23 protein-coding genes and 1 tRNA gene are annotated in these 23,024 nt (G+C 59.4%); 9 read left to right on the top strand and 15 right to left on the bottom strand.

The window, feature by feature from the left end; translation table 11 throughout:
- Positions 1-86 precede the first annotated feature (86 nt).
- Positions 87-524 carry a 5-carboxymethyl-2-hydroxymuconate Delta-isomerase gene (locus J2045_RS14860; protein WP_307374094.1) on the top strand — a complete coding sequence of 146 codons (438 nt, stop codon included), beginning with the start codon at positions 87-89 and terminating at the stop codon, positions 522-524.
- A gap of 204 nt (positions 525-728) precedes the next feature.
- Here the strand turns inward: J2045_RS14860 and J2045_RS14855 are convergent, their stop codons facing one another.
- Together J2045_RS14855 and J2045_RS14850 are read right to left on the bottom strand one after the other, a co-directional pair.
- The gene (locus tag J2045_RS14855) at positions 729-1,628 is read right to left on the bottom strand and encodes a bile acid:sodium symporter (protein ID WP_307374092.1); all 900 of its coding nucleotides are present in this window, start codon (positions 1,626-1,628) and stop codon (positions 729-731) included.
- 16 nt (positions 1,629-1,644) lie between these two features.
- The gene (locus tag J2045_RS14850) at positions 1,645-3,381 is read right to left on the bottom strand and encodes an AMP-binding protein (protein ID WP_307374090.1); all 1,737 of its coding nucleotides are present in this window, start codon (positions 3,379-3,381) and stop codon (positions 1,645-1,647) included.
- A 404-nt stretch (positions 3,382-3,785) separates the two neighbouring features.
- On the opposite strand from J2045_RS14850, the gene J2045_RS14845 reads away from it, so the two are divergent.
- Entirely contained in the window at positions 3,786-4,076 is a 291-nt protein-coding gene (locus J2045_RS14845; RefSeq protein ID WP_307374088.1) for a hypothetical protein, read from the top strand.
- Positions 4,077-4,107: 31 nt separating this feature from the next.
- Complete coding sequence (locus J2045_RS14840; protein ID WP_307374086.1) at positions 4,108-5,442, top strand: hypothetical protein; 1,335 nt, start codon at positions 4,108-4,110, stop codon at positions 5,440-5,442.
- 203 nt (positions 5,443-5,645) lie between these two features.
- Here the strand turns inward: J2045_RS14840 and J2045_RS14835 are convergent, their stop codons facing one another.
- Complete coding sequence (locus tag J2045_RS14835) at positions 5,646-6,251, bottom strand: recombinase family protein (protein WP_307374084.1); 606 nt, start codon at positions 6,249-6,251, stop codon at positions 5,646-5,648.
- Positions 6,252-6,409: 158 nt separating this feature from the next.
- On the opposite strand from J2045_RS14835, the gene J2045_RS14830 reads away from it, so the two are divergent.
- Positions 6,410-6,757, top strand: a complete 348-nt coding sequence (locus J2045_RS14830) for a hypothetical protein (RefSeq protein ID WP_307374083.1) — start codon at positions 6,410-6,412, stop codon at positions 6,755-6,757.
- Between the two features lie 3 nt (positions 6,758-6,760).
- Here J2045_RS14830 and J2045_RS14825 read toward each other — a convergent pair whose 3' ends face one another.
- Positions 6,761-7,513 (bottom strand): hypothetical protein, encoded by a 753-nt coding sequence (locus J2045_RS14825; protein ID WP_307374081.1) that lies wholly within the window; start codon positions 7,511-7,513, stop codon positions 6,761-6,763.
- Between the two features lie 226 nt (positions 7,514-7,739).
- Here J2045_RS14825 and J2045_RS14820 point away from each other — a divergent pair, with 226 nt between their 5' ends.
- The gene (locus J2045_RS14820; RefSeq protein WP_307374079.1) at positions 7,740-8,972 is read left to right on the top strand and encodes a Fic family protein; all 1,233 of its coding nucleotides are present in this window, start codon (positions 7,740-7,742) and stop codon (positions 8,970-8,972) included.
- A 75-nt stretch (positions 8,973-9,047) separates the two neighbouring features.
- Here the strand turns inward: J2045_RS14820 and J2045_RS14815 are convergent, their stop codons facing one another.
- On the bottom strand, positions 9,048-9,227 hold the full coding sequence (locus tag J2045_RS14815; protein ID WP_503128840.1) for an antirestriction protein ArdA: 180 nt from the start codon (positions 9,225-9,227) through the stop codon (positions 9,048-9,050).
- A gap of 28 nt (positions 9,228-9,255) precedes the next feature.
- Between J2045_RS14815 and J2045_RS14810 the strand changes: the two genes are divergently transcribed.
- Positions 9,256-9,834: a DUF5677 domain-containing protein gene (locus J2045_RS14810; protein ID WP_307374077.1), complete on the top strand. Its 579-nt coding sequence runs from the start codon at positions 9,256-9,258 to the stop codon at positions 9,832-9,834.
- Between the two features lie 1,174 nt (positions 9,835-11,008).
- Here J2045_RS14810 and J2045_RS14805 read toward each other — a convergent pair.
- Positions 11,009-11,085, bottom strand: a tRNA-Arg gene (locus tag J2045_RS14805).
- Positions 11,086-11,423: 338 nt separating this feature from the next.
- On the opposite strand from J2045_RS14805, the gene J2045_RS14800 reads away from it, so the two are divergent.
- Entirely contained in the window at positions 11,424-11,891 is a 468-nt protein-coding gene (locus J2045_RS14800) for a MarR family winged helix-turn-helix transcriptional regulator (protein ID WP_307374075.1), read from the top strand.
- A gap of 3 nt (positions 11,892-11,894) precedes the next feature.
- Here J2045_RS14800 and J2045_RS14795 read toward each other — a convergent pair whose 3' ends face one another.
- The 4 genes from J2045_RS14795 to J2045_RS14780 all read right to left on the bottom strand — a co-directional run bounded on the left by J2045_RS14795 (position 11,895) and on the right by J2045_RS14780 (position 15,683).
- Entirely contained in the window at positions 11,895-12,371 is a 477-nt protein-coding gene (locus J2045_RS14795; RefSeq protein ID WP_307374073.1) for a hypothetical protein, read from the bottom strand.
- A 117-nt stretch (positions 12,372-12,488) separates the two neighbouring features.
- Complete coding sequence (locus J2045_RS14790) at positions 12,489-13,310, bottom strand: transglutaminase family protein (protein WP_307374071.1); 822 nt, start codon at positions 13,308-13,310, stop codon at positions 12,489-12,491.
- 14 nt (positions 13,311-13,324) lie between these two features.
- Entirely contained in the window at positions 13,325-14,266 is a 942-nt protein-coding gene (locus J2045_RS14785) for an alpha-E domain-containing protein (protein ID WP_307374306.1), read from the bottom strand.
- Positions 14,267-14,273: 7 nt separating this feature from the next.
- Entirely contained in the window at positions 14,274-15,683 is a 1,410-nt protein-coding gene (locus J2045_RS14780) for a circularly permuted type 2 ATP-grasp protein (RefSeq protein WP_166603384.1), read from the bottom strand.
- A gap of 385 nt (positions 15,684-16,068) precedes the next feature.
- On the opposite strand from J2045_RS14780, the gene J2045_RS14775 reads away from it, so the two are divergent.
- Positions 16,069-16,959: a DMT family transporter gene (locus J2045_RS14775; RefSeq protein ID WP_166603385.1), complete on the top strand. Its 891-nt coding sequence runs from the start codon at positions 16,069-16,071 to the stop codon at positions 16,957-16,959.
- A gap of 88 nt (positions 16,960-17,047) precedes the next feature.
- Here J2045_RS14775 and J2045_RS14770 read toward each other — a convergent pair whose 3' ends face one another.
- The 4 genes from J2045_RS14770 to J2045_RS14755 form a co-directional block, all read right to left on the bottom strand.
- Complete coding sequence (locus J2045_RS14770; protein WP_307374067.1) at positions 17,048-18,475, bottom strand: DEAD/DEAH box helicase; 1,428 nt, start codon at positions 18,473-18,475, stop codon at positions 17,048-17,050.
- Positions 18,476-18,770: 295 nt separating this feature from the next.
- Positions 18,771-19,073 carry a DUF1905 domain-containing protein gene (locus J2045_RS14765; RefSeq protein ID WP_307374065.1) on the bottom strand — a complete coding sequence of 101 codons (303 nt, stop codon included), beginning with the start codon at positions 19,071-19,073 and terminating at the stop codon, positions 18,771-18,773.
- Positions 19,070-20,185: a DNA alkylation repair protein gene (locus J2045_RS14760; RefSeq protein WP_307374063.1), complete on the bottom strand. Its 1,116-nt coding sequence runs from the start codon at positions 20,183-20,185 to the stop codon at positions 19,070-19,072. Before J2045_RS14760 ends, J2045_RS14765 begins: the two co-directional genes overlap by 4 nt.
- Before the next feature lie 6 nt (positions 20,186-20,191).
- Complete coding sequence (locus J2045_RS14755; protein ID WP_307374060.1) at positions 20,192-20,491, bottom strand: hypothetical protein; 300 nt, start codon at positions 20,489-20,491, stop codon at positions 20,192-20,194.
- Positions 20,492-20,574: 83 nt separating this feature from the next.
- Here J2045_RS14755 and J2045_RS14750 point away from each other — a divergent pair, with 83 nt between their 5' ends.
- Positions 20,575-21,252 carry a helix-turn-helix transcriptional regulator gene (locus tag J2045_RS14750; protein ID WP_307374059.1) on the top strand — a complete coding sequence of 226 codons (678 nt, stop codon included), beginning with the start codon at positions 20,575-20,577 and terminating at the stop codon, positions 21,250-21,252.
- A 4-nt stretch (positions 21,253-21,256) separates the two neighbouring features.
- Here the strand turns inward: J2045_RS14750 and J2045_RS14745 are convergent, their stop codons facing one another.
- Entirely contained in the window at positions 21,257-22,843 is a 1,587-nt protein-coding gene (locus J2045_RS14745) for a trimethylamine methyltransferase family protein (RefSeq protein WP_307374056.1), read from the bottom strand.
- Between the last annotated feature and the right edge of the window lie 181 nt (positions 22,844-23,024).

The following is a 23,024-nucleotide window of genomic DNA, read 5'->3' as shown; positions in this document are numbered from 1 at the left end:
GGGGAGCGGCAACTGCTGCCGTTGCCATCGATGGATGTGTATCCACCGGCACGATAGCGTCTGCACCTTGACAGGGACCTGGGAGTTTGGACTTTCCGCAACTCAAGGTGCAGTTCAGAGAGCACCGCAATGCGCCCCGTCTGATCGACTTGGGCGGCTTCTTGGTCAGGAAAGGATCCCATATGCCCCATCTCTCGATTGAGTTCTCCGAGGGGCTCGAGCGGAACTACGACATGCAATTGGTCTGCGAGACGTTGTTCACGGAACTTTCCGACGGCACAGTTTTTGAAGCCGCCGACATTAAAGTTCGGGCCAAGCCAGTGGCCTATTTTTACATTGGCACAAACCCACAGACCTTTGTACATGCTACCCTCCTACTCATGGAAGGTCGCGATGAAGCGACGCGTACAACGCTGAACCGGACGATCATTGAGACGCTGCGTGAGCTTCTTCCAGACGTAGGCAGCATCACAGTGCAAGATCTGGAAATTGCACGGGCCACCTATCTCAAGAATCTGGCCTAGGCACTGTCGCACACGTTTGACTGCTTTCGACCACGCCGGTTTCGCCCGGCAAATGAACAGGATGCTGACAGTTCCAGACCGGGAGCAAGGTGGACGGTTGGGGCCGAGAAAATACCCCGCCGCCCTTGTCGTGTGGCCGGCGGGGTTGTTGTGGTGTTGTCTGCTCTGGCGCTGCTGTTCCTCAAGCGTGCTGCCGCTTAGTCCTCATGTGCGGACCTTTGCCGCGTCGCGGGCGAGGGCCTCTGACGTGGCGCTGCTTCGATACCACACGGTGATGAAGGACGAGGTGATCACGATGAACAGGCTGTAGAGGATGGGAATGAACAGCACTTCCTGCTGCTGTGTGCCGGTGAAGGAGAGCGTCACGATCAGCGCGGCCAGCGGGCCGTTCTGGATGCCGGTTTCGAGGCTGATGGTGCGGGCGCGGTTGCTGTCCTGGCGCAGGCCGCGGGCGAGCCAGTAGCCAAGCAGCATGCCTGTCAGGCCAATCCCGATTGCGGCGATATAGACGGGGAACGGCGTGTCGAGCAGCATCTGGTAATTGCGCGGGACCCAGGAGCCGATCAGGAACAGGATGACGACAACGCCGAGCATCGAGCCGATCATCTCGATCGTCGCGCCGGCATTGGCATTCATCTTGCGCAGGAACATGCCGAGCACGGTCGGGACGAGCAGAACCACGAGCACCTGGGCGACATTGCCTGCCGGGATCACATAGTCGCCGCCAAGTCCTGCCAGTCCGCTGTAGAAGCTGAGCAGGAACGGGACCATGACGACGGCGACAAGCGTCGAGACCGTTGTCATCATGATTGACAGCGCCAGCACGCCCTTCGAGAAATAGGTGAAGATGTTGCTGGTCGTGCCACCCGGCATGCAGGCGATCAGGATCAGGCCGGCCGCCATTCCAGCGGGAAGGCCGAGGACGACCGCCAGAGCGTAGCCCAGAAATGGCATGATCATATACTGGCTCAAAAGGCCGACCAGAATACCCTTCGGCTTGCGGAAGGCGATGAAGAAGTCGCGCCAGGTCATCGAGGCGCCCATGCCGAGCATGATCACCATCATCATGATGCCGAGCAGGGTGGTTTCAAGTTCCGTCAACATGTGGGTCTGCCCTCGCTCACTTCTTGAATTCGACCAGCACTTCGGCCTTCAGATCCTTGCGCAGGATCTTGCCGATCGGCGTCTTGGGGAGGGCGTCTCGGAAGACGATGGATTTCGGCACCTTGTAGTCGCTGAGGACAGTCCGGCAGTGGGCGCGGATTGCGTCCTCGGTCAGGTCTCCTTCGTGATCGGGGTTCTTCACGACATAGGCACGCACGGCCTCGCCGGTCTTGGCGTCGGGGATGGCGATGACGGCTGCTTCGAGCACCGCGTCCATCTTGGCCAGCGCGTCTTCCACCTCGTTGGGATAGACGTTGAAGCCCGAGACGAGGACGAGGTCTTTCTTGCGGTCGACGATCTTCAGGAAGCCCTGATCGTCCATCACGGCGATGTCGCCAGTGGCGAACCAGCCGTTCTGCAAGGCGCTTGCGCTCTCCTCCGGACGTTGCCAGTAGCCGAGCATGACTTGACGTCCTCGGACCAGAAGCTCGCCCGGTTCGCCTGCTGCGACCTGCTTGCCGTCGCCATCCACCAGGATGACGTCACAGCCCGGTACCGGGATGCCGATGCTGCCTGGCTTGGCGCGGTCGTCCAGCGGATTGAAGCTGACGAGCGGTGAGGTCTCGCTCAGGCCGTAGCCTTCTGCAACAGGGGTTCCGGTCATCACCCGCCAGCGCGTGGCGACCGCCTCGTGCAGCGCCGTGCCGCCGGCAATCGCGGCCCGCAGCTTCTTCGGCGGATAGGCCGCAAACCATTCCTCGTTCATCAGGCCGTTGAACAGCGTGTTGACGCCGGTGATCCAGGTGATCGGATAGTTTTCGATGGCGCGCTGGAGGTTCTGCACCGGGCGTGGCGAGGGGATGAGGATGTTGCGCGCGCCAAGCTCGAAAAAGGTCACCAGGTTCGCGGTGAAGGCGAAGATATGGTAGAGTGGCAGGGCGGTCAGCACCTGGTCTTCGCTGCTCATGACGCCGCCGGAGACGGCGCGCACCTGGTCGAGATTGGTCAGGATATTGCCATGGGTCAGCATGGCGCCCTTGGCGACGCCGGTTGTTCCGCCGGTATATTGCAGGAGTGCGAGATCATCCGGACCAGAGGCTGCCCACATCGCCTTCACATCCGCCCCGTGGGCGCGTCCCTTGGCAAGCGCATCCTTGATTTTCAGCACGGGAACGCCCAGCGACGGGATCGGCGGCAGAACCTTGTTCCAGAGCTTCTGAACGCCCCGGATGATCACTTCCGGCAGCTTGGGGAAGAATTCGGGCACGCCTGCCAGCACCACGGTCTGGATGCCGGTCTTCGGCACGACTTCGGCCAGCTTGTCGGCGAACATGTCAACGATCACGAGCGCCTTGGCTCCGGAATCGTTGAACTGGTGGATCATCTCGCTCGGCGTGTAGAGCGGATTGGTGTTGACGAGAATGCAGCCGGCCTTGAACACGCCAAAGGCGACGACAGGGTAGGGCAGGCCGTTGGGCAGCTGTACGGCGACTCGGTCGCCGGCGCGCAGGCCGCAATCATGGTGCAGAAAGGCGGCAAACGCATCCGACATCTCGCCGATCTGGGCATAGGTCAGGCTGCCGTTCATTCCGTTTGGCACGACGCAGGTGAAGGCCTTGCGCGAACTGTTTGCGGAACAGGATTGATCCACGAGATCGGCAATGCTCCTGTAGCGCAGCTTGCCCAGATCCTGCGGAATTGTTGTCCCGTAAGACGCCAGCCACGGTCGTGGCGGCGTGAAGATGTGTTCCATGTCGTCTCCCCCCAAGAGCGCTCTTCGGCGCTTCACCGTTCCGGGCCTCGGACACAACTGCGATTCCAGGACCCGCCGAACGTGTGGAGGATGGAATTGTCCTTGGTCAAAGTCCAGCGATTTCGGGGGCTTGCGGGGGCGTCATCGCCGGGAGGCCCCGTCCGTCGATGCGAAATCCCATCACGTCCGCGTTATCGGAGGTCCGGGATGTCAGAGACTGAGATATCGCGCCGATTACCGGCAATATCCGAATCGCGACTTGCGCACACAAGACAGTCAATCGGATTGAAGACTTCAGAGGATGGCGCACCTGGAGGGAGAGAATTTGAACTCTCTCTTCGATACCCTTGAGGAATGGGAACGCCATCTCGCACAGTTAGACTTTAAAAGTCTGAGGTGCGACGATGACGAATTCGCACCGTGATTTCAATAAGGTATCTAAGGGGCAAGCGCCTGCGCCGTTCTCGCTGCGCCTGACGTTCGAAGAGCGAGCGAAGCTGGAAGCCGCCGCGAACGGCGTGCCGCTCGGCGCGTATATCAAGGCCATGCTGTTTGACGGCGATCTGGCAAAGGTCCGCCGCCGCAATACGAACCCCGTTGAAGACCATCAGGCGTTGGCGCGCGTTCTCTCTGCGCTCGGGCGCTCGCGACTATCGTCCAATCTGAACCAGCTTGCGCGTGCGGTGAATACCTGAACAAGAAACCCCCGAAGGCGCGGAGACCTTTATGCGAGACTTGCGCGATTACGGTATGAAATCGGACTATCCGGCTCCAGACTTCGCCCTTGGGGAAACCGTCACGCTCTCGTCCAACGTGCTCGGATGCCGGATCGAGTTAGCTTGCGCCAACAATCTTGTCTCCATCGGCATTGGCGAGGCTGTCCTCGGGTCACTGGAAGCCTTGCTTGCGACCAGTCTCGATCATCGCATCTTGCCTCAGGTGGATCACCTGCAACTGCGGGTTACGCCGTCCGACGCCGTAGGCCTCTGCCCCGTTCTGACGTTTGCCGATATTGAAGGCGAGCCCATTGGCACGATCACGCATCGCATGGTCATGGAATACAAGACTAAAGAGGATGCGCTATCGTTTCCGCATTGGATGAGGGATGCCGTTCTCGAAATTTTCCTTCGCTTCGCAGCGCCTCAGGATGCCGAGACGTGGGGTAAAGCGCTGTTCGAAGATGAACGCGCCCTAGAGCGCGCGCTGACTTTCTCGAACGTTCCTACCATGCTCGGTAACCTGCACGGTGATCGCGCGCAGCTTTCGCTCGCTGATTGGATCGATCCTACCGACCCCGCCTATGAGGTTAAACGCACGGAAGAATGGCCCCCCTCGCCAGCTTTGGAGGCGTTCAAGTCGTTTGGCAACACACAGCGCGGCGAAGGCCTTGCGCCCAAAGAAATGCGCGATGCAGTCAAAGGCAAGCATTCGAAGACGCGCTGGATCTCGCCCATCGATACGCAGAAGTGGGACAAAGCGAGATGGAACGGCACACTATTCATGTGGTCCCCGCCCGGCCCCGATATGCCGCCTCCCATGCTGGGACTCGCGTACGAGAATCCTTCGGCTGCAAAAGACATCTTCAAGTCATGGCGTAAGCGGTACGGCGATGACGATGTCAAAGACGATCTCAAAATTACGATCGTTCGCGGCATATCACGTGATAATCCCGCTGCTTATGCCGTGATGGTGAGCCAAAATCCAGACAATGTTCCCATATCGGAGGGGAACATTATAGGATTTGTGTCACGCATTAATCGCATGTACCCGAGTTCGACGGAGAACCTTGATCGGTTCCTTGCAGACTATGCGCGGCACGGTCGATATGTGCTGTTTCCTGCCCACTTGCCAAACAAGCTGGCGCAGCCCAAACCTATTTTCGACCTGCCTATCGGCAAGCACAGTCTGACAGTCGTCAACGCCTGGGAAATAACCACCAACGATATGACAGCCTCGGTCTTGGATTTGGATGAGCTTCCGTTTATTCCAGCGGACCAGCCGAACGCTCCCGTTCTCAAGACGCTGGAATGGTTGAAAGCCTTACGCTCTGGGCGAATTTGAGACATTTCGGTCATTCGTCCCTGGCAGTGTCCACTTCCTCGCTCAGTCTATTGGCCTGCCAACGGACAAAGATTTAAGGATCGTGGGTAACCCCTTGCCGCCCTGTTGAACACATCGCACGGATAGCCGCCAAAATGCGCCAAGCATTTGGGCGACCATAGTTTGATGATGGGGATTTCGATTTCGTGCATAGATGTCCTCCTCTATTCGGGTTTGTTTGTCTCCGGCCATTCAAGGCCATATTCCACGAAAGCCCGGCGCAGGGTCATGTGCGAAACATCGAAATGCGCGGCCACCTCCTCGAAGCTCATTTCCTCCAGCAGCAGCATTTCGAAGGCTTCGCGGGTTTGGGCTTCGTCCAGCTTGCGGGGGCGGCCAAGGGTTTTGCCGCGTTGCTGTGCGGCCTTCAGGCCCGCAATGGTGTTCTCGGCGATGATCTCGCGCTGGAATTCATCGAAGGCGGCGATGATGTGAAAGAACAGGCGGCCCGCCGGGGTCGTCGTGTCGATAGCCTGGTCAAGAATTTTCAGGCCGATCTGGTGAGCCTGTAGGAAGTCGCTGACGGCAATGATGTGCCTGACCGAACGGGCTAGCCGCGACAACCGCCACACCACCAACGTATCGCCGGGGTTTAGTGCTTGCAGCGCGGCCTCCAGCTTGGGCCGCTCCAGATTGCGCCCGGACGCGCTTTCGACAAAGATGGGGTCGCAGCCCTGGTTTTTCAGCGCATCGATCTGCATATTCGGGTTCTGGTCGCGGGTGGATACACGGGCATAGCCGATCAAGCGCCCGGTTTCTGAGGCTGTCATGCATTTTCCTGCTTCACAAAAACGAAGGTTTTTGTGAACTCCACATGACGTGCCTTTCTTCAAAATCCGATGAGGGAAAGCGCCAGGCTTCCCGGTTGAAACAAGCATATTTTCCGTTATTATTTTTCGTAATTATGGTTTAACAAAAACCTTCGTTATTGTTATCCGAGTTCGCGAAGTCTATTTCAACTATTTATGTCGCTTTGCTGATTTCATCCTCGACTTCTTTTGCCGAAGATAAGGGCGCTTACTTTCAGAAGCTGGATGAAACCGCACAGAGAGCGCTTGTAAGCAATTCGGTCGGCATGACACTGACTATTGCCTCCGAGACGGACAAGAATCTGATGCGCTGTATTGTTGATTGGTATGGAACGGGAGAGAAAAAGCGCTCTCAGCAAAATGTGGTCCTTGATCTTATCCGCCAGCATCAAGATTTTTGGCCAGAGTCAGTAATACTTGCCCATATTCAGAAAATTTGCGGAAAATTCCCTTCACGAGGAGGATGATTGCTAAATTTGAGGCAAGGTAATCGATAAACTCTGCGTGGAAGTAGGTTCGTATGTTGGGAGGCTATCGGACTTAAGCGCTGCCAGATCGTCAGCAATGCCAGCTTTTATGTCATCTAGGCCCTGCATTTCAGTTTCGATACCTTCGCTTGTAGTCGGATTGGCGGTATCATCGTGGCGCTCGGCGGACTCGCCGACTGCGATGTCGGCGTGATCCAGTTTTTGTTCCAGACGATCCGCACGGCCTGCGCGATCATCGTTGCGCTGGCTTTCCGATAGACGCGCGCTGTCCTCGCGCCAGATGATATCCTGCGCGTCAGGATTTTCCGACAATGTTCCATCGCGGTTATAGGCGCGGTCGTCATCGCCCCGGTAAACAAGCGTGCCATCCGGCAGGCGCATGGCGCGGGCGTCGATGTCCAATCGTTCGGCCTCGATGCTGGCGCGGAATTTGGCAAGCTGGTCTCTGGCGTCATCCAGAAACTGGCGGGTTTCATTCAGCTTCTTGCCCCAATCTTCGTACAGTTTTGCGTAAACCGGATCGCTCATCAGGGCCATGAAGCGGCTCATCTCCGCTTCGCGTTCCTTGCGGCGGGCTTTCTCGGAATTGGGGTGATTGCTCTCACCATTCAGGAAGCGTTCAATCCGGCCAACGTCGCGTCCTGCGGTTTCGTTCTGGAGATCGTCGAAGTCCTGCTGAGCGCGCTTTTGCGCCTCACTGCCAGATACCGCATTGAACTCCAGAGAATACACCATCCATTCCCGTTTCATTATTGTTTTTAATATTTTACCGTATTTCGGGATGGGAGTGCAAATTTGCCTTCGGCTCCTGTTCGCAGATTACGTGCGCATGCCGATTGCTCGATTTTTCGAGGTTAGTCTGATCTCCTGGCAAACAAGATTTTAAGCGGCACATGAACCGGACATTCATACGCGGATTTTTTAGCTGTCAATTTATCTAACATATTGGTATCATGTGTTTATGAGTGACAATAAACCGGACATTGAAGCGGACATAAAAGCGGCAGAAGATCGCGGTGAATCTATCGGATTGATGGAGCCTATGACGATTGCCGAGGGCAGCAAGCACACCGGGCCGCTTCTCGATCTGGCGATGGAGCTGACGGCCGCCTCTGCTGGATTGAAGCGCAGCCTTCCTGCCGAAATCGCCACGGCGCTTTCCGATCTCGTGCGTTCGATGAATTGCTATTACAGCAACCTGATCGAAGGTCACGATACACACCCGGTCGATATCGAGCGGGCGCTTAAGAATGATTATAGCACCGATCCGCAGAAGAGAAACCTTCAGCTTGAAGCCAAGGCGCATATCGAGGTGCAGCGCTGGATTGATTATGGCGGCATAACCGGTCGCGTCACGGCGCAGGATACCATTTTGGAAATCCATAGGCGTTTTGGCGAATTGTTGCCGGACGAACTTCTGATCGTGACCAATCCCGACACGGGCGAGCAAATTCGCATGGTGCCGGGCGCGCTGCGCACGCGCGATGTGAAGGTCGGGCGTCATATCGCGATCAGCCCCGGCGCTATCCCCCGTTTCCTAAGCCGTTTTGATGGGGCCTACAAGATGCTGGGGCGCTCACAAAAGCTGCTTGCCGTCGCGGCGGCTCACCATCGGCTGGCCTGGATTCACCCGTTTTTGGATGGCAATGGCCGCGTCATTCGCTTGATGTCTTACGCCATGCTTCGGGAATTATTGGATACGGGCGGTATCTGGTCGGTTGCGCGCGGTCTGGCGCGCAGCGAAGCGGATTATAAGGCGCATTTGATGGCGTGTGATGAACCACGGCGCGGCGATCTCGACGGGCGCGGAACGCTGAGCGAAACGGCGCTTGCTGACTTCACGCGTTTCTTCCTGGAAACGTGCCTGGATCAGGTGCGTTTCATGGAAGAGCTTATCGAGCCGGAGCGCTTGCGCAGCCGTATTCTGCTCTGGGCGGAAGAGGAAATCAGGCTCGGCAATCTACCCGCCAAATCAACGAATGTCTTAGAGGCACTGCTTTATCGTGGCAGCCTTCCGCGCGGTGATGTTGCCGATATCGTGGGCGCGGGGGATCGGCAAGCGCGGCGCATTGTGTCTGCCTTGGCCGAGTATGAGGTGATCGTCTCGGAAAGCTCGCGCGCGCCGCTCAAGCTGGCGTTTCCGGCCAAGCTGGCTTCGCGCTGGATGCCGGGACTTTTTCCGGAAAAGCGATAGCGGCGGGAAGGCAAAAGGGCATCTATTGATGTCCTTTTTGCGTCAATCTGGATATTGATCCATATCCCCACGGCCTCAATGGCACCGATAAATCAGCCGTTCTCCGGCAATTTCGGTTTCGGTGTAGTCCATAGACAGATCGCGGGCGATGGCGTCATAGTCGATGTAATGCGCGAGGTGATCGGGGATTTCCCCGAACAGGCCATCATCTACGAAACGTTCGGCCAGCGCTTTCATCGAGTCCTCTTCGTAAATATCTACGTCAAAATCATCGGGATCGATAGTGGCCGGATCGAAACGGTACGCACGTTGGAGAACGCTATACGAAATTTCTGTAGTGTCTTTCGTGATTGATCGTTTTGGTGATGAAATTGCAGCTCGGTACTTGGCGCATGATGTTGTGAGCATGCGCGATTCAATCGTGAATGAGTATCGCCACGAGGGAAAAACATACGACCCTGATAAACTTAAGGGATATCTAAAGGAAGCCGAAGATAGCTATCAGCAAGCAATTGCAGAGTTCGGTAAGAGTTTTGCAGGGTCGTATGGCTGGGCCGCTCATAATCTGGGCCTAAAAAGCCCGCGCTTTCAGGACCTGGAGAAGGCTGTCGATTGGGATTCGCTCCCGCCGAATTATAAATGGTCCAGCTTCAGTCGGATGGATTCGAGTGTCCTCGCTAGGGTGGACAAGATCCTCAAGCAGCAGCTTGAGCGGGCAACAACAATCCTCGAAAGGCATCGTCAAGCGTGCGAGAGACTTGTTGATGGACTGGTTGCCGGGTTTGAGCTGTCAGGCGAAGAGGTCTTGACTGCACTGAACAGCAAGACTGAAACTGCGCGGAGGTCACTAAGATCTGGCTAGCGGGAGAATGGCCAGACTGAAATGCTTCAGCGTCCGAAGATCCAACCTAGTATCCCGCGCCGCCTCCTCGGGGGGTGGCGCGGACGACGAACTTGCGTTATCGGTTGTTCCAAGTGCATGGTTGAATAGCTGATCCTTCAGTTCCTGCGGCTCGTCTTTTTATCCGCTTTAATCCTACTGACATCTGACCCCAGCTTTTGTTTTGATGCCTGCCGCCAACCCCTCAAGTCCTTTCACACTATGGTCGCGCATTCGACTTGGTTGTTCACAGCATCTTTCCTGACCGCAGCGAGTCCAGCTCCCGTTTTCAAGATCATCCTCTGTGGCGGAGTAACCGTTCACGAGTGCGTCGTTCACCGACCTTGATGCGCTTGACCCCGGCTGGCCGGAAACCGTGTTTTGCGAGAGCCTTGGCAAACGAGGGCTTTCTGCGTCGAAAGATATCCATGAGGCGGGATAATTCACCGGCCATTTGGCAGTCTCCTTGTAAAAGACGAGAAACGGACATCCGCGACCCAAACGCCGACAATATCCTGGTGGCGTTGTCTTTCAAGGTCCGGAGTGCTCCGGTGGCCATCAAGCTTCCTCCAATCAATCCAATGGCTTATTCACACACGACTCCAATCTTATCCCTAGGGAAATCTGGCGATGCGATGTCGTGATTTCTTTCATCGCATCTGCATACCTCGCATGATCGATGCGCTGCCTTCAGGGACTCAGTCCTGCGCCAGATATTTCTTGTCTAGACTGTGTCCTGGCATCAGCGGCGCAGGTACGCTCAATTCTAAGTATTAATCGGTTACCTCTGCTAATTTTGATTTATATATTTTGACTCGTGGCGCCTATTCTCGCTCTTCTCTCGTGGTATACGATTTCCAAATCTGTTCGCGAGGTTGGTCCGCGAGGAGGTACTTCAATTTTGCCGACTTTAAGCAAGCGCAAAGCTTGAGAATTTTGTTAACCATAAATAACCAAAAATTTCTGCGACAAAGATGGCCGCAGTTTGGACCAGAGCCACAAGCTGTTTTGTCAACAATTCGTTCTTGGGGATCGCTGCTCGCGGCAAATACTCGCCGGTCGCGGCGCTGTCTTGCTGAATCCGCATTTACGCCGTCAGAGTCTGCCCTTTGCGGTTATCAGTCCGCACTTATGTGGCGAGGCAGAAAAAGCGAAATGGCGCACCCGACAGGATTCGAACCTGTGACCTTTGGAATCGGAATCCAACACTCTATCCAGCTGAGCTACGGGTGCTTCCGACAGCGATATGACTCGCCGTTCCGAATGCGGTCATAGCGCAGTCGCTGGCGGGCTTCAATGCGAAAATACGACCACTGGCCGTTGTTTCTGCGGCAGGCGGTGTCTCGGCCTGGGAGCAGTGATCGAAACCTGCTCAAATGGAAGGGCGTGCTCGGCGGGGAAAGCTCAATTTTGGGCCAAGTGAGCGGCATTTGTTCAAAATTGTCATTTCGTACCAGTCGATCCGTGGTTCCGCCCTTGTGGCATTGCTCCAAACGGTTAGTATCGTTGCAGGTGGGGCGCGGGCGGATACTGCGGCTCGCCTGAGGGGCAATAATGACTATGGCGGGGAAATGCCGGAACTTACTCTAGAAGAAATGGTACCCAACACGTCGAAGCTCGACTTCTCGGGGATGGAAGACGCTGTTGGATACCGCCTGAGACGTGCGCAGCTCGCGGTATTTCAGCATTTCAATGAAGCTTTTTCGTCGAAGGGTCTGCGCCCGACGGATTTTGCCGTCTTGCTGCTACTGACCGACAATCAGGGGGCAAAGCAGAGCGAAGTCGCCGAAGCGCTCGGCATTCAGCGGGCAAATTTTGTCGCGATCGTCGATGGCTTGGAGAACAAGGGCTTCATCGAGCGCCGCAAGTCGGAGACGGATCGTCGCGTGCAGTCGCTCTACATGACACCGGCAGGGGAGACTTATCTCGAGGAGCTGATGCCGATCTGGGCCGATCATGAGCAATGGGTGCTCGACCAGCTCGGGGGTGTCGCCGAACGCGACACGGTCAATCGCCTGCTCAGGCGTCTCTACGACTGATCTTCATCGACCGATGCCCAGATCGTAACGCCTGATCGCTTCGTCGATCAGGCGATTGGCGATTTTCATCCTCGTGGTCGCGGCTTCGCGGTGATCGACTGCGACCCGATCGGGGTGGTTTTCCCGCGCAAAGCCGCGGCGGCGCTCCTGCAGCTTCTCACGGTCGTCTGCGGGATCGAGACCGAGATCCTCGGTGATCTCTTCCACAGAGAGCCGCTCCAGCCAGGCGGGTGGCGGTGGTGGGGCCGGCGGCTCCGGTTCGGGGTTATCGCCATCCTCCGGCATCAGGAACAGATAGGCGTCGATGCGCTGGTCTGACGGCAGCACGGCGTCTTTGCCCAAGGGCTCTGCCGTCGGCGCCACGAAGGACGTGGACAGGCCGCCAATGCGGAAGGCCGGCTCGCTGGCCGGGACTTCGTCTTCTGCCTCTTCGCCGAGCCTGTCGACGACCGACTGGAAGAGGGACTTTCCAAACAGCATGCCTGCCCTGATCTCCGCTGCGGCCAAGCCGCTTCACGGCGTAGAGGACCATGCCGACTTGGCGCGGGGCTTGCGCGCCAAGTCGGCATCTCCGTGGCAGAACGGTACTGGCAGGCGTCAGCTCTGTGACTGGGTCTGGCTTTGCTGTGGTTCGACGACCAGCTTGACCGTCAGATCCTCGCCGGCCAGACCGATCCGCATGCCGGAAACCGGAGCCGCATCCGCATAGCAGAGGCCGGTGGCAATGCGGACATAGCGGGTATCCGGGCAGTGGTTGTTGGCAGCATCGAAGCCGACCCAGCCGAGGCCGGGGAGATGAACCTCAGCCCAGGCATGGGTTGCGGTCTGCTCGGCACGATCGTCCATCAGCAGATAGCCGGAGACATAGCGCGCGGGCAGATTCATGAGGCGGGCGGTGGCGATGAGGGCATGGGCATGATCCTGGCAGACGCCATGACCGGCCTCGAGCGCCTGTTCCGCTGTGGTTTCCGTTCCTGTCGTGCCGGGTTCGTAGGCGATCTGCGCATGCAGCTTGCCCATCAGGTCATGCATCTTCGCCAGCTCGTTGTCGCCGGAGAGGCTGCGCATGAGCTCGCGAGTCAGCTTGCCCGGTTTGGTGCGGGGCGTTTCGCGCAAATAGAGCCAGAGTGGGACATAGCCCTGGTGGGGGCCGAAGACGCCGGCGCGATCCTCTGTCTCGATCTCTCCCGAGGCGACGATGTGGACGCTATGGCTGTCACCTTCTGTGGACACGAGATGGGTGTGATTGCCGAACTGGTCGTTGAAGCCAGCCTCGACGGTGGCGCCGTCGACGGCGATGTTCCACGACACGACCTTCTGGCCCGGCCCGTCCAGCGGGCAAAGCCGCAATCTCTGCAGCGAGTACTGGACAGGGTCGTCATAGCGATATTCGGTGGTATGGCTTATCCGCAGACGCATGCGCTCAATCCTGCTCAGCTGTAGAACCTGTAACCCTCGGTGATCTCATTGCCCAGCTTGTTGTTGAGGGCGATGAAATTGTCGAGGAACTCATGCAGCCCCTGATCCATGATCTGGTCGACCGTGGTCGATTTCAGCGTGGCAAGCACTGTGTCTGCGGTCTGGTGGGCGGCGAGGCGCTCGCCATATTCCTTCCCGACATAGCCGAGATTGGAGACGATCTTCTCGTAGCAATAGGCAAGCGAGCGCGGCATCTGGCCGTTGAGGATGAGGAAGTCGGCAATGTTGCTCGCCCGATACTCGCCGTCATAGACCCAGCGGTAGGAGCGATGTGCCGAGACCGAACGCAGGATGGATTCCCACTGCATGTTGTCGAGCGAGGAGCCGACATGGGTAATCGCCGGCAGAAGCACGTAGTATTTGACGTCGAGGATGCGGCTGGTGTTGTCGGCACGCTCGATGAAGGTGCCGATGCGGGCGAAATTGTAGATCTCGTTTCTGAGCATCGAGCCATGGAAAGCGCCGCGGATCAGGCCGGCCCGGCGCTTCACCGTGTCGATGACCTCTGGCAGATCAGCCGATTTCAGCTTGCGGGAAAGCATCTGCTTGAGCTCGATCCAGCATTCGTTGGTGGCTTCCCAGGTTTCGCGGGTGAGTGCCGTGCGCACCATGCGGGCATTGTTGCGGCCCGATTCGATGCAGGACATCACGCTTGACGGGTTGGCTGTGTCGCGCAGCAGGAAGTCAATCGCGTCCGCAGCGGTCACCTTGTCCTGCCGCTGGGCGAAGAGCGGGCGGACGTCTGCGCTCTTCAGCACCGCGTCCCAGTCCTCATCCGAGGCGCCTGTGCGGGTGAGCGACATGCGAAGGCCAGCATCCACGAGGCGGGCGATGTTTTCGGCTCTCTCGATGTAGCGGAACATCCAAAAGAGGCCGTTGGCAGTTCTTCCGAGCATGACCATGTCAGTCCTCCAGTACCCAGGTGTCCTTGGTGCCGCCGCCCTGGCTGGAATTGACCACGAGCGAACCCTGCTTGAGGGCCACGCGGGTCAGGCCGCCGGGAATGATCTGCACCTTGTCGGAGACGAGGACATAGGGACGAAGGTCGACGTGGCGCGGTGCGATCCCCTTGTTGACGAGGATCGGCACCGTCGAGAGCGACAGCGTCGGCTGGGCGATGTAGTTCGAGGGCCGGGCTTTGAGCTTTTCGGCAAAGTCGGCGCGCTCCTTTTTCGAGGCGGTCGGGCCGACCAGCATGCCGTAGCCGCCGGAGCCGTGGACTTCCTTGACCACGAGCTCTTCCAGATGTTCGAGCACGTATTTCAGGCTGTCGGCTTCCGAACAGCGCCAGGTCGGCACGTTTTCCAGAAGCGCCTTGCGGCCGGTATAGAATTCGACGATCTCGGGCATGTAGCTGTAGATCGCCTTGTCATCGGAAATGCCGGTGCCGGGCGCATTGGCGATGGTGATGTTGCCGGCGCGGTAAACATCCATGATGCCGGGGATGCCCAGCGCCGAATCGGGCCGGAAGGTGAGCGGATCGAGGAAGTCGTCATCGACGCGGCGGTAGAGCACGTCGATCGCCTCGTAGCCGCGAGTCGTACGCATCTTCACCTTGCCGTCGATGACGCGCAGGTCCGAGCCCTCGACAAGCTCCACGCCCATCATGTCGGCAAGGAAGGAGTGTTCGTAATAGGCAGAATTGTAGATGCCTGGGGTCAAGACCGCCACGCGCGGTTTACCCTTGCAGCCGGGAGGGGCAAGTGACGCCAGCGACTGGCGCAGCAGATAGGGATAATCCTCGACGCGCTGTACCTTGTTGAGCTGGAAGAGCTCCGGGAACATCTGCATCATGGTTTCCCGGTTCTCCAGCATGTAGGAGACGCCGGAGGGGGTGCGGGCATTGTCTTCCAGCACGTAGAACTGGTCTTCGCCTGTGCGTACGATGTCGGTGCCGACAATGTGCGTATAGACGCCGCCGGGTGGGCGGAAACCGATCATCTCGGGCAGGAAGGCGACGTTCTTCTCGATCAGTTCGCGGGGAATGCGACCGGCCTTGATGATTTCCTGCTTGTGGTAGATGTCATCGAGGAAAGCGTTCAGTGCCAGCACGCGCTGTTCGATGCCCTGGGCGAGCTTGCGCCATTCTCGGCCGGAGATGATGCGCGGGATGATGTCAAAGGGGATCAGCTTTTCGGCGCTGTCGGCATGGCCATAGACCGCGAAGGTGATGCCGGTCTTGCGGAATATGTTCTCCGCATCTCTCGACTTGGCCAACAGCCTTGCCGGGTCCTGGCTGGAATACCAATCGAAATAGTTCTGGTAAGGTCCGCGCGGAGCACCGTCCGCACCTATCATTTCATCAAATGCCAATGGCGCCATCCCCTTTTTTGGTCATTTGAATACAACCATTTGGCCAATGCAAGCTGGTTCGCAGGCTCCATGCGCAGAATTAGATGTCGCTCGCTCTGCCCTCGAATGCGGCATTCGCGCAAAGTTTGCGCAGATCCCCGTATTCTATTGGGGGAGGGGGCCGTTCTACTCCTGCGTGATTTGGCAAATGGTGAAATGCAGTTGCTCTGCCCCGGCGTCCGTTGATTAAACATTGTGCATGTGTTGGCGGAATATTTTTTGTCCATGGCGATGTGAACGGAATTCAACCTTGCCTACAGGAAAACTCTTTTGACCGAAGGCGGGGCGCACAGTATCGAGACCTGCGCCGGCAGTTCGCGGTCCGGACCTGGAAAGAACCCGACTCATGACCCTTGCCCGCCTCGCGCCGATCCTTTTCGTCATCCTCTGGTCGACCGGCTGGGTGTCCGCCAAGTTCGCCACCTTCTTTGCTGACCCGCTCACCTTCCTCGTCGTGCGTTATGGCACCGCCGTGGTCCTATTCTATATCGTCTGTCGCATCGGGGGTGTTTCCTGGCCGAAGGATCGGGCCGGATGGCTGCATGCTATCGTTTCTGGCATGTTCCTGCACGGTCTCTATCTCGGCATGGTCTGGTGGGCGATCGGCCACGGTGTGCCGGCAGCGCTGTCGGGGATTATCGCTGGCCTACAGCCCCTGATGACGGGCATTGCCGCGGCCTATCTGATTGGTGAGGATCTCAGCTTCAGCCAACGTGCCGGACTGCTGATCGGCTTTGCCGGGATCGCGATCGCGGTGCTGCCCAAGGTTCTGATCCTCGATGCCTCAAGCATCCCTGCCTATGCCGTGGCGGTGAACGTGCTCGCCATGGCCTGCGTGACTGCCGGCACAATCTACCAGAAGCGTTTCGTTCGCGAGGGTGACCTCCGGGCCGTTGCCACGCTGCAATATGTCGGGGCGCTCATCGTCACGGTCCCGGCGGCGCTCATGCTTGAAGATCTGCATGTCGACTGGAGCCTTGGCTTCTTCGTAACCCTCGCCTGGTCGGTCGTCGGCATCTCGATGGGCGCAATCGCACTCCTGCTCTATCTAATCCGTCGCGGCGACGTGTCCAAGGCGGCGTCGCTGATCTATCTGGTGCCGCCACTGGCGGCGATCGAGGCGGCGATTGCCTTCGGTGAAGAGCTGACCGTACCGATGATCGTGGGCACCTGCGTTGTGGTGGCAGGGGTCTATCTCACCAATCGAAAGGTTGTCGCCAAACCTGATGTTGGCTGAAGCCCGAGAGCATTGATCGAAGCCCATGAAAAATGGCGCGGTGTGAGCCGCGCCATTTCGTTTGTCAGATGCTGGTCTGGCCCGAGGCTCAGGCTTCGCGACGACGTCCGCCGGCGGTGCCGGAACGTGCAGGCCGTGCCTGGCTATTGCCGCCACGGCTCTGGCCATTGCCATTGGCCGAGCGGTTGCCGCCATTGCCATTGCCGCCGCCATTGCCACCCTTGCGGTGACCGGACTTGGCCGGACGACCATCGGCCTTGGCGCCGCCTTCGGACTTGCCACGGCCCTGGCCCTGGTGATTGCGGTTGTTACCGCCAGCACCTGCACCACCACCGCCGCCGCCGCGACGCTGCGGACGGGCCGGACGTGCGAGGTTTGCCGGCGGTTCGCCAGAGGCGACCGGGATGTCGATGCCCATCAGCTTTTCAACGTCGCGCAGCAGGCGACCTTCATCGGGACCGCAGAATGCGATCGCGATGCCGTCGCGACCGGCGCGGGCCGTACGGCCGATGCGGTGGACATAGGCGTCCGGAACTTCCGGCAGGTCGTAGTTGAAAACGTGGGAGACGGCCGGGATGTCAATGCCGCGGGCGGCGACGTCGGTTGCGATCAGCGTCTTGATCTCGCCGTCACGGAAGCCCTTCAGTGCCCGCTCGCGCTGGCCCTGGCTCTTGTTGCCGTGGATCGAGGCGACCGAGTAACCGGTGGCGTCGAGGTGCTTCATCAGCTTTTCTGCGCCATGCTTGGTGCGCAGGAAGACGATGGAGCGGCCATCCGGATTGTCGTTGAGGATCTTCTTGAGCATTTCCGTCTTGGCGTTCTGGCCGGCGACGAAATGCACGTGCTGCTCGACCTTGTCGGCGGCCTTGCCCGGAGGGGACACGGCGACCTTGAGCGGGTCGGTCAGGAAGCTTGCGGCGAGATCGGCGATCGACGGCGGCATGGTTGCCGAGAAGAGCAGGGTCTGGCGCTTCGGCGGGACCATCTTCGAGATCTTGCGCAGGTCATGGATGAAGCCGAGGTCCAGCATCTGGTCGGCTTCGTCGAGAACGAGGTAACGCACGGCGCGGAGCGAGATCGCGTTGCGGGCGATCAGGTCGAGCAGGCGGCCAGGCGTCGCGACGAGAATGTCGGTGCCCTTTTCTAGCTGCAGCTGCTGCTTGCCGATGGAGGCGCCACCGACGACCTGGTTGATCTTCAGCGGCAGGCGGCGCAGGTAGCTGCGCAGGTTGTCGCCGATCTGGTTTACCAGTTCGCGGGTCGGGGCGAGAATGAGTGCGCGGGTGGTGCGGTTGTCGGGGCGCTTCTCATCCTTGAGAAGCATCTCGATCATCGGCAGGCCGAAGGCAGCGGTCTTGCCGGTGCCGGTCTGTGCGAGGCCGATCAGGTCACGTCCACCGAGGACGACGGGAATACCCTTTTCCTGGATCGGGGTCGGGGTCGTGAAGCCGAGCGTCGTCAGCGTCGCGACGATATTCTTGGAGAGGCCAAGATCATCGAAAGTTGTCAAAGTCATACCTTTCGGGGCGCCAAATGCACAAACACCGGAACGCGTTCTTCGCGAGCCGGTTGGCATTGGCGTCAAGAACCCCGCGTGATTTGGGAACTTGTAAGTTGGAAAAAAGCTTTCCAAGCGCATCGGCGGAATGTCCGCCCGGATGTCATGCGCTTTATCCTTCGTCGCGTCTCAGATGTCGCTGGGCACGCTCACGCGGCGGCCGGAAGGTAAAAGCTGACCTGCAGATGGGCCAATTCGCTTCGGAAGTCAAGGGAATGTTTGCAGTGCAACGTAAAAGCAGAGGTCTCCAGGCCTAGTCGCAGAGCGTGAGGATCACCGAAATCCAGCGGCCCGCGACCAGGGCTTCCCGCTTGCGCAGCGCTGCCTTGAGCGGCAGCAGGTAGCTCTTGCGTCTGCTGTCTGGGAAGAGGCAGGTGCGTGCCGTTGACGCGCCGATCTGAACCTCAACGGCAATTGTGCCCAGCGCGTTGGCGCGACCGAAGAAGCGTGCCTCGGCCGTTGCCTCTTCAGTCAGAAAAGCGCCATGCCAGCCGCCAGGGGCGTCGAACCGTATCACTTCGGCCTCGAAGCGGATCTCCCGCCGACCCGTGCTCATGCTCCCGGGGCCTGAGGCATATCGAGGTCGAAATCAACCGTTGCGACGGGTACTCCGTTCAGCAGGATTTCCAATCGGTGCAGGCCCGGATGATAGACGCGGGTGGTGATCGGGCGCAGCGCATGGCGCTTCCGGATGGTCACGTTCTCGCCCGCCTGCAACACGAGGCTTTTGCCCTTGAAGACTTTGGGGGAGAGCGAACCATCCTTCTTCTGGTGGTGGATGGAATAGTCGAGGAGCACCGTGCGCGCTTCACCGCCTGCATTGGCAAGGCGGATGTCGAAGGCGAGTTGACCGGGGAAGGCAATCCGGTGCTGCGCCACGTCCAGCGTTGCCAGGACATCAGGGAGCGGTTCAAAGCCAAAATTGGCGAGCGCCTTGCCATGCCCCTTCTTGATCAATGTCCGAGAGGCGTGCCTGAGCAGCCAGAGCCTCTCCTTCGAGGCCCCCTTCCTGTGTCGCTCGACGAAATCGGCGACGAGATCCGGGTGATCCTTGGCTATGTCGTTGAGGCTGTTGGCGACGGAGCGGCGGACATATTCCTCCTCATCGTCAACAAGCGCTTCCAGGATCGGCAGGATCGGCGCGGGATCGTGGACCAGGGACGGCAGGCGCATCGCCCAGGGCAGGCGGGGACGGGTGCCTTCGCTGGCGAGCCGGCGGACATGATGATTGGGGTCCGTTACCCAGCCGGAAATGATCGCCAACGCCTTTTGCGGCTCGTCGGCAATGAAGGGACGTATGCCGAATTCGCCGGTGAAATGCGATGTCAGCGCCTTCAGGAGACCGAGGCCGCTTTCGAGGTTGCCCCGGCCATGGGCGGCGACATACTGGTTGACTGAGAGCAGCGCCCAGCCGGTAAGGCCTTGCCGCTCTTTTGCCGGCAGGCAGGCGTGCAGGATTACAGCTGCTTGCTCGAAATCGTCAGGCAGATGACGGCGCAGTGCGTCGGCAATGCACTGACCGCGCTGCATCAGGTCCAGCCCGTCGATGACCGGCAGGATATCTGCGAGGAAGGCGGCCCGGGCAAAGGGTGCCCAGGCCCGCGCAACGGCATCAGCCGTGTCGCGGGCGGTCTGGTGGCCGATCAGATGTTTCAGCGGCTCGGCCATGGTGGATCAGAGCGTCCCTTGCGTGTCGAAATGCTGCATCAAGGTAACACCTGAAATCGCCGCCATGTAAGGGGCGAAGGCGGGGTCTGCCTGGACCCTCGCAGCAGCTGCATCTGCGCTCGCCTTGTCGATCCATTCGACGAGATCGGCGATCATGTCGCCCTGCTCCAGGGCGGTCAGGGCGCGCCAGCTGACGAAGCCGGGATAGGCCTTGACCGCAGCCATGGCGGCGCGGCGCGCGGTTTCGGCAGCCGGTCTGTCGGTGACGGTGCAGACGGCGAGTTCGAGGATGGTGCCTGGTGTCATGGGTGTCTCCCGTTGATGATGACGGCTTGACCTAACACGACGCAACTGACAGGCTTATGGCCATAGCTTTCATGGAGGCCCGCATGCGCCCCGCCGACCGCCTGTTCCGGATCATCCAGCTGATGCGCGCGACGGGCCGCGCCATGACGGCGGCCGAGATCGCGGAGAAGATGGAGGTCGCGCCGCGCACGATCTATCGCGACATGGATCACCTGATCGCCTCAGGTGCGCCGATCGAGGGGGAGCGCGGCGTCGGCTATATGCTGCGCGAGGCATTCGACGCTCCGCCGCTGACCTTTACCTTCGAACAGCTGGAGGCGCTTGCCTTCGGGCTACGGGCCGTTGAAATGCTGGGGGATCCCAGGCTCGGCCAGGCGGCGCGGGAGGCCAAGGACAAGATGCTCGGCATGTTGCCGAAGGAGCATGCCGAACGGCTGGTCTCGGCGCCGATCTATGCCTTTCGTTCATCGGCCCAGCCGGAGGTGCCGGATTGTCTGGGCGAAGTGCGCTCGGCGCTCGCGAACAAGCGCAAGGTCTGGATCGCCTATCACTCGCTGCCGGGCGAGCGTAGCCAGCGTGTCGTCTGGCCGCTTGGCCTGGCCGCCTTCGGGGCGATCTGGGTGATGACCGCCTGGTGCGAGATGCGCCAGGGGTTTCGCGATTTCAGGCTCGACAGGGTGGAGGACTGGAAGGTGATGCCTGACCGTTTCGAGCCGGCACCCCACCAGACTTATCAGGCGTATCTCAAGCAGCTTTCCTGATGGATCAGAAGTCCGTCGCAACCCCGCCTTCTTCCTTGCGTTTCGCAACGAAGGCATCGAGCTCTTCCTCGACGGCCGGATCGATCGGCGGGCGTTCGTAACTCGCCAGCTTTTCCTTGAAGACGCGGTTGGCGTGGTCGTAGGTGGTCGGGCGGCCGGCGTCTGTCCAGGTCTCGAAATTGCGCCAGTCCGACAGGATCGGCGAATAGAAGGCCGTCTCGTAGCGGGCGAGCGTGTGGGCGGTGCCGAAGAAGTGGCCGCCGGGGCCGACGTCGCGGACGGCATCCAGTGCCAGCGCATCCTGGCTGACATCGAGGGGGGTGAGGAATTCGGCGACCATCTGCAGCATGTCGACGTCGAGGATGAACTTTTCGAACGAGGCGGTGAGGCCGCCTTCGGTCCAGCCGGCCGAATGCATGATGAAATTGCCGCCGCCTTGCGTCAGCGCCCAGAGCGAGAAGGCGCTCTCATAGGCCGCCTGCGCGTCGAGCGTATTGGCGGCATTGGTATTGGAGGTGCGATAGGGCAGCTTGTAGCGGCGGGCGAGCTGGCCGCCTGATATGACCGCCTTCATGTATTCGGGCGTGCCGAAGGCCGGCGCGCCGGTCTTCATGTCGACATTCGAGGTGAAGCCGCCATAGACGACAGGCGCGCCGCGCTTGACCATCTGAGTGAAGGCGATGCCGCAGAGCGCTTCGGCATTCTGCAGGACAAGGGCGCCGGCAACGGTGACGGGCGCCATGGCGCCGGCCAATGTGAAGGGCGTCATGACGACGACCTGGCCGCGCGAGGACATCTCGATGATGCCCTGCAGCATGGGGCCGTCGAGGCGCAGCGGCGAGGATGAGTTGATGATGGTGAAGAGCGAGGGCTCGCTTTCCATCTGCTCCATGGAGATGCCGCGCCCGATCCGGGCGATCTCGATGCCGTCGAGATTGCGCTGCTTGCCAAGCGAGTAGCAGTGGAAGACCTTGTCGGTCAGCTTCACCATGTCGGAGAGGCAGTCGAGATGCCGCACAGAGGCATGGATGTCGACAGGCTCGACCGGATAGCCGCCTGTCGTGTGGATGACGTCGTAACACTGGGCGAGCTTGACCAGCTTGCGGAAGTCTTCCTGATTGCCGGCGCGGCGGCCTCCTTCGCGATCGGCGACGAAGGGTGCGGAGGCGATCTGGGCAAAGACGAGGTTGTTGCCGCCGATCTTCACATGCCGCTCGGGATTGCGGGCATGCATGGTGAATTCCGACGGGGCGGACGCGATCATGTCGAGGATCAGGCCACGGTCGAAGCGCACGCGATCGGCGCCTTCGGTGACCTCCGCGCCATGCGCCTTCATGATGGCGCGGGCCTCCGGCAGCATGACGTCGATGCCGATTTCTTCCAACACGGTCAGCGAGGCGTCGTGAATATCGTCGAGCGCCTGCGGGTCGAGCAGCTCGGTCCTGGCCAGCTGGTTCACGAGGTTGCGATACTTTGTCGAGCCGGTGGCGCGGCTGCGATCACCACCGCGCCCGCCCGTGCGCCTGCGGCGCTCGCCTCCTGCGGATTGGGTTTCAGTCTCGGACAAGGCGGTACTGGTCATGTCGCTCATGGTCGATCCATTGTGTCAATCTCGACATGAAGTCTCGCAGGTTCGCGCTGCAAAAGGCATTGCCGTTTGCGACGGAAAACCGGCTCATCTGGAACATTGGCCGGTTCCGGGAAGCGCAAGACCGGCGCCGATTTCAGTCCCACGATGACCGACGGATTCGCGATGGTTACCGGCTGTTTAC

The sequence above is a fragment of the Peteryoungia aggregata LMG 23059 genome, assembly GCF_030814435.1.
Lineage (GTDB): Bacteria > Pseudomonadota > Alphaproteobacteria > Rhizobiales > Rhizobiaceae > Allorhizobium > Allorhizobium aggregatum.
Note: the sequence above shows the minus strand (reverse complement) of the source record. Positions and strands in the feature narration are given on the sequence as shown.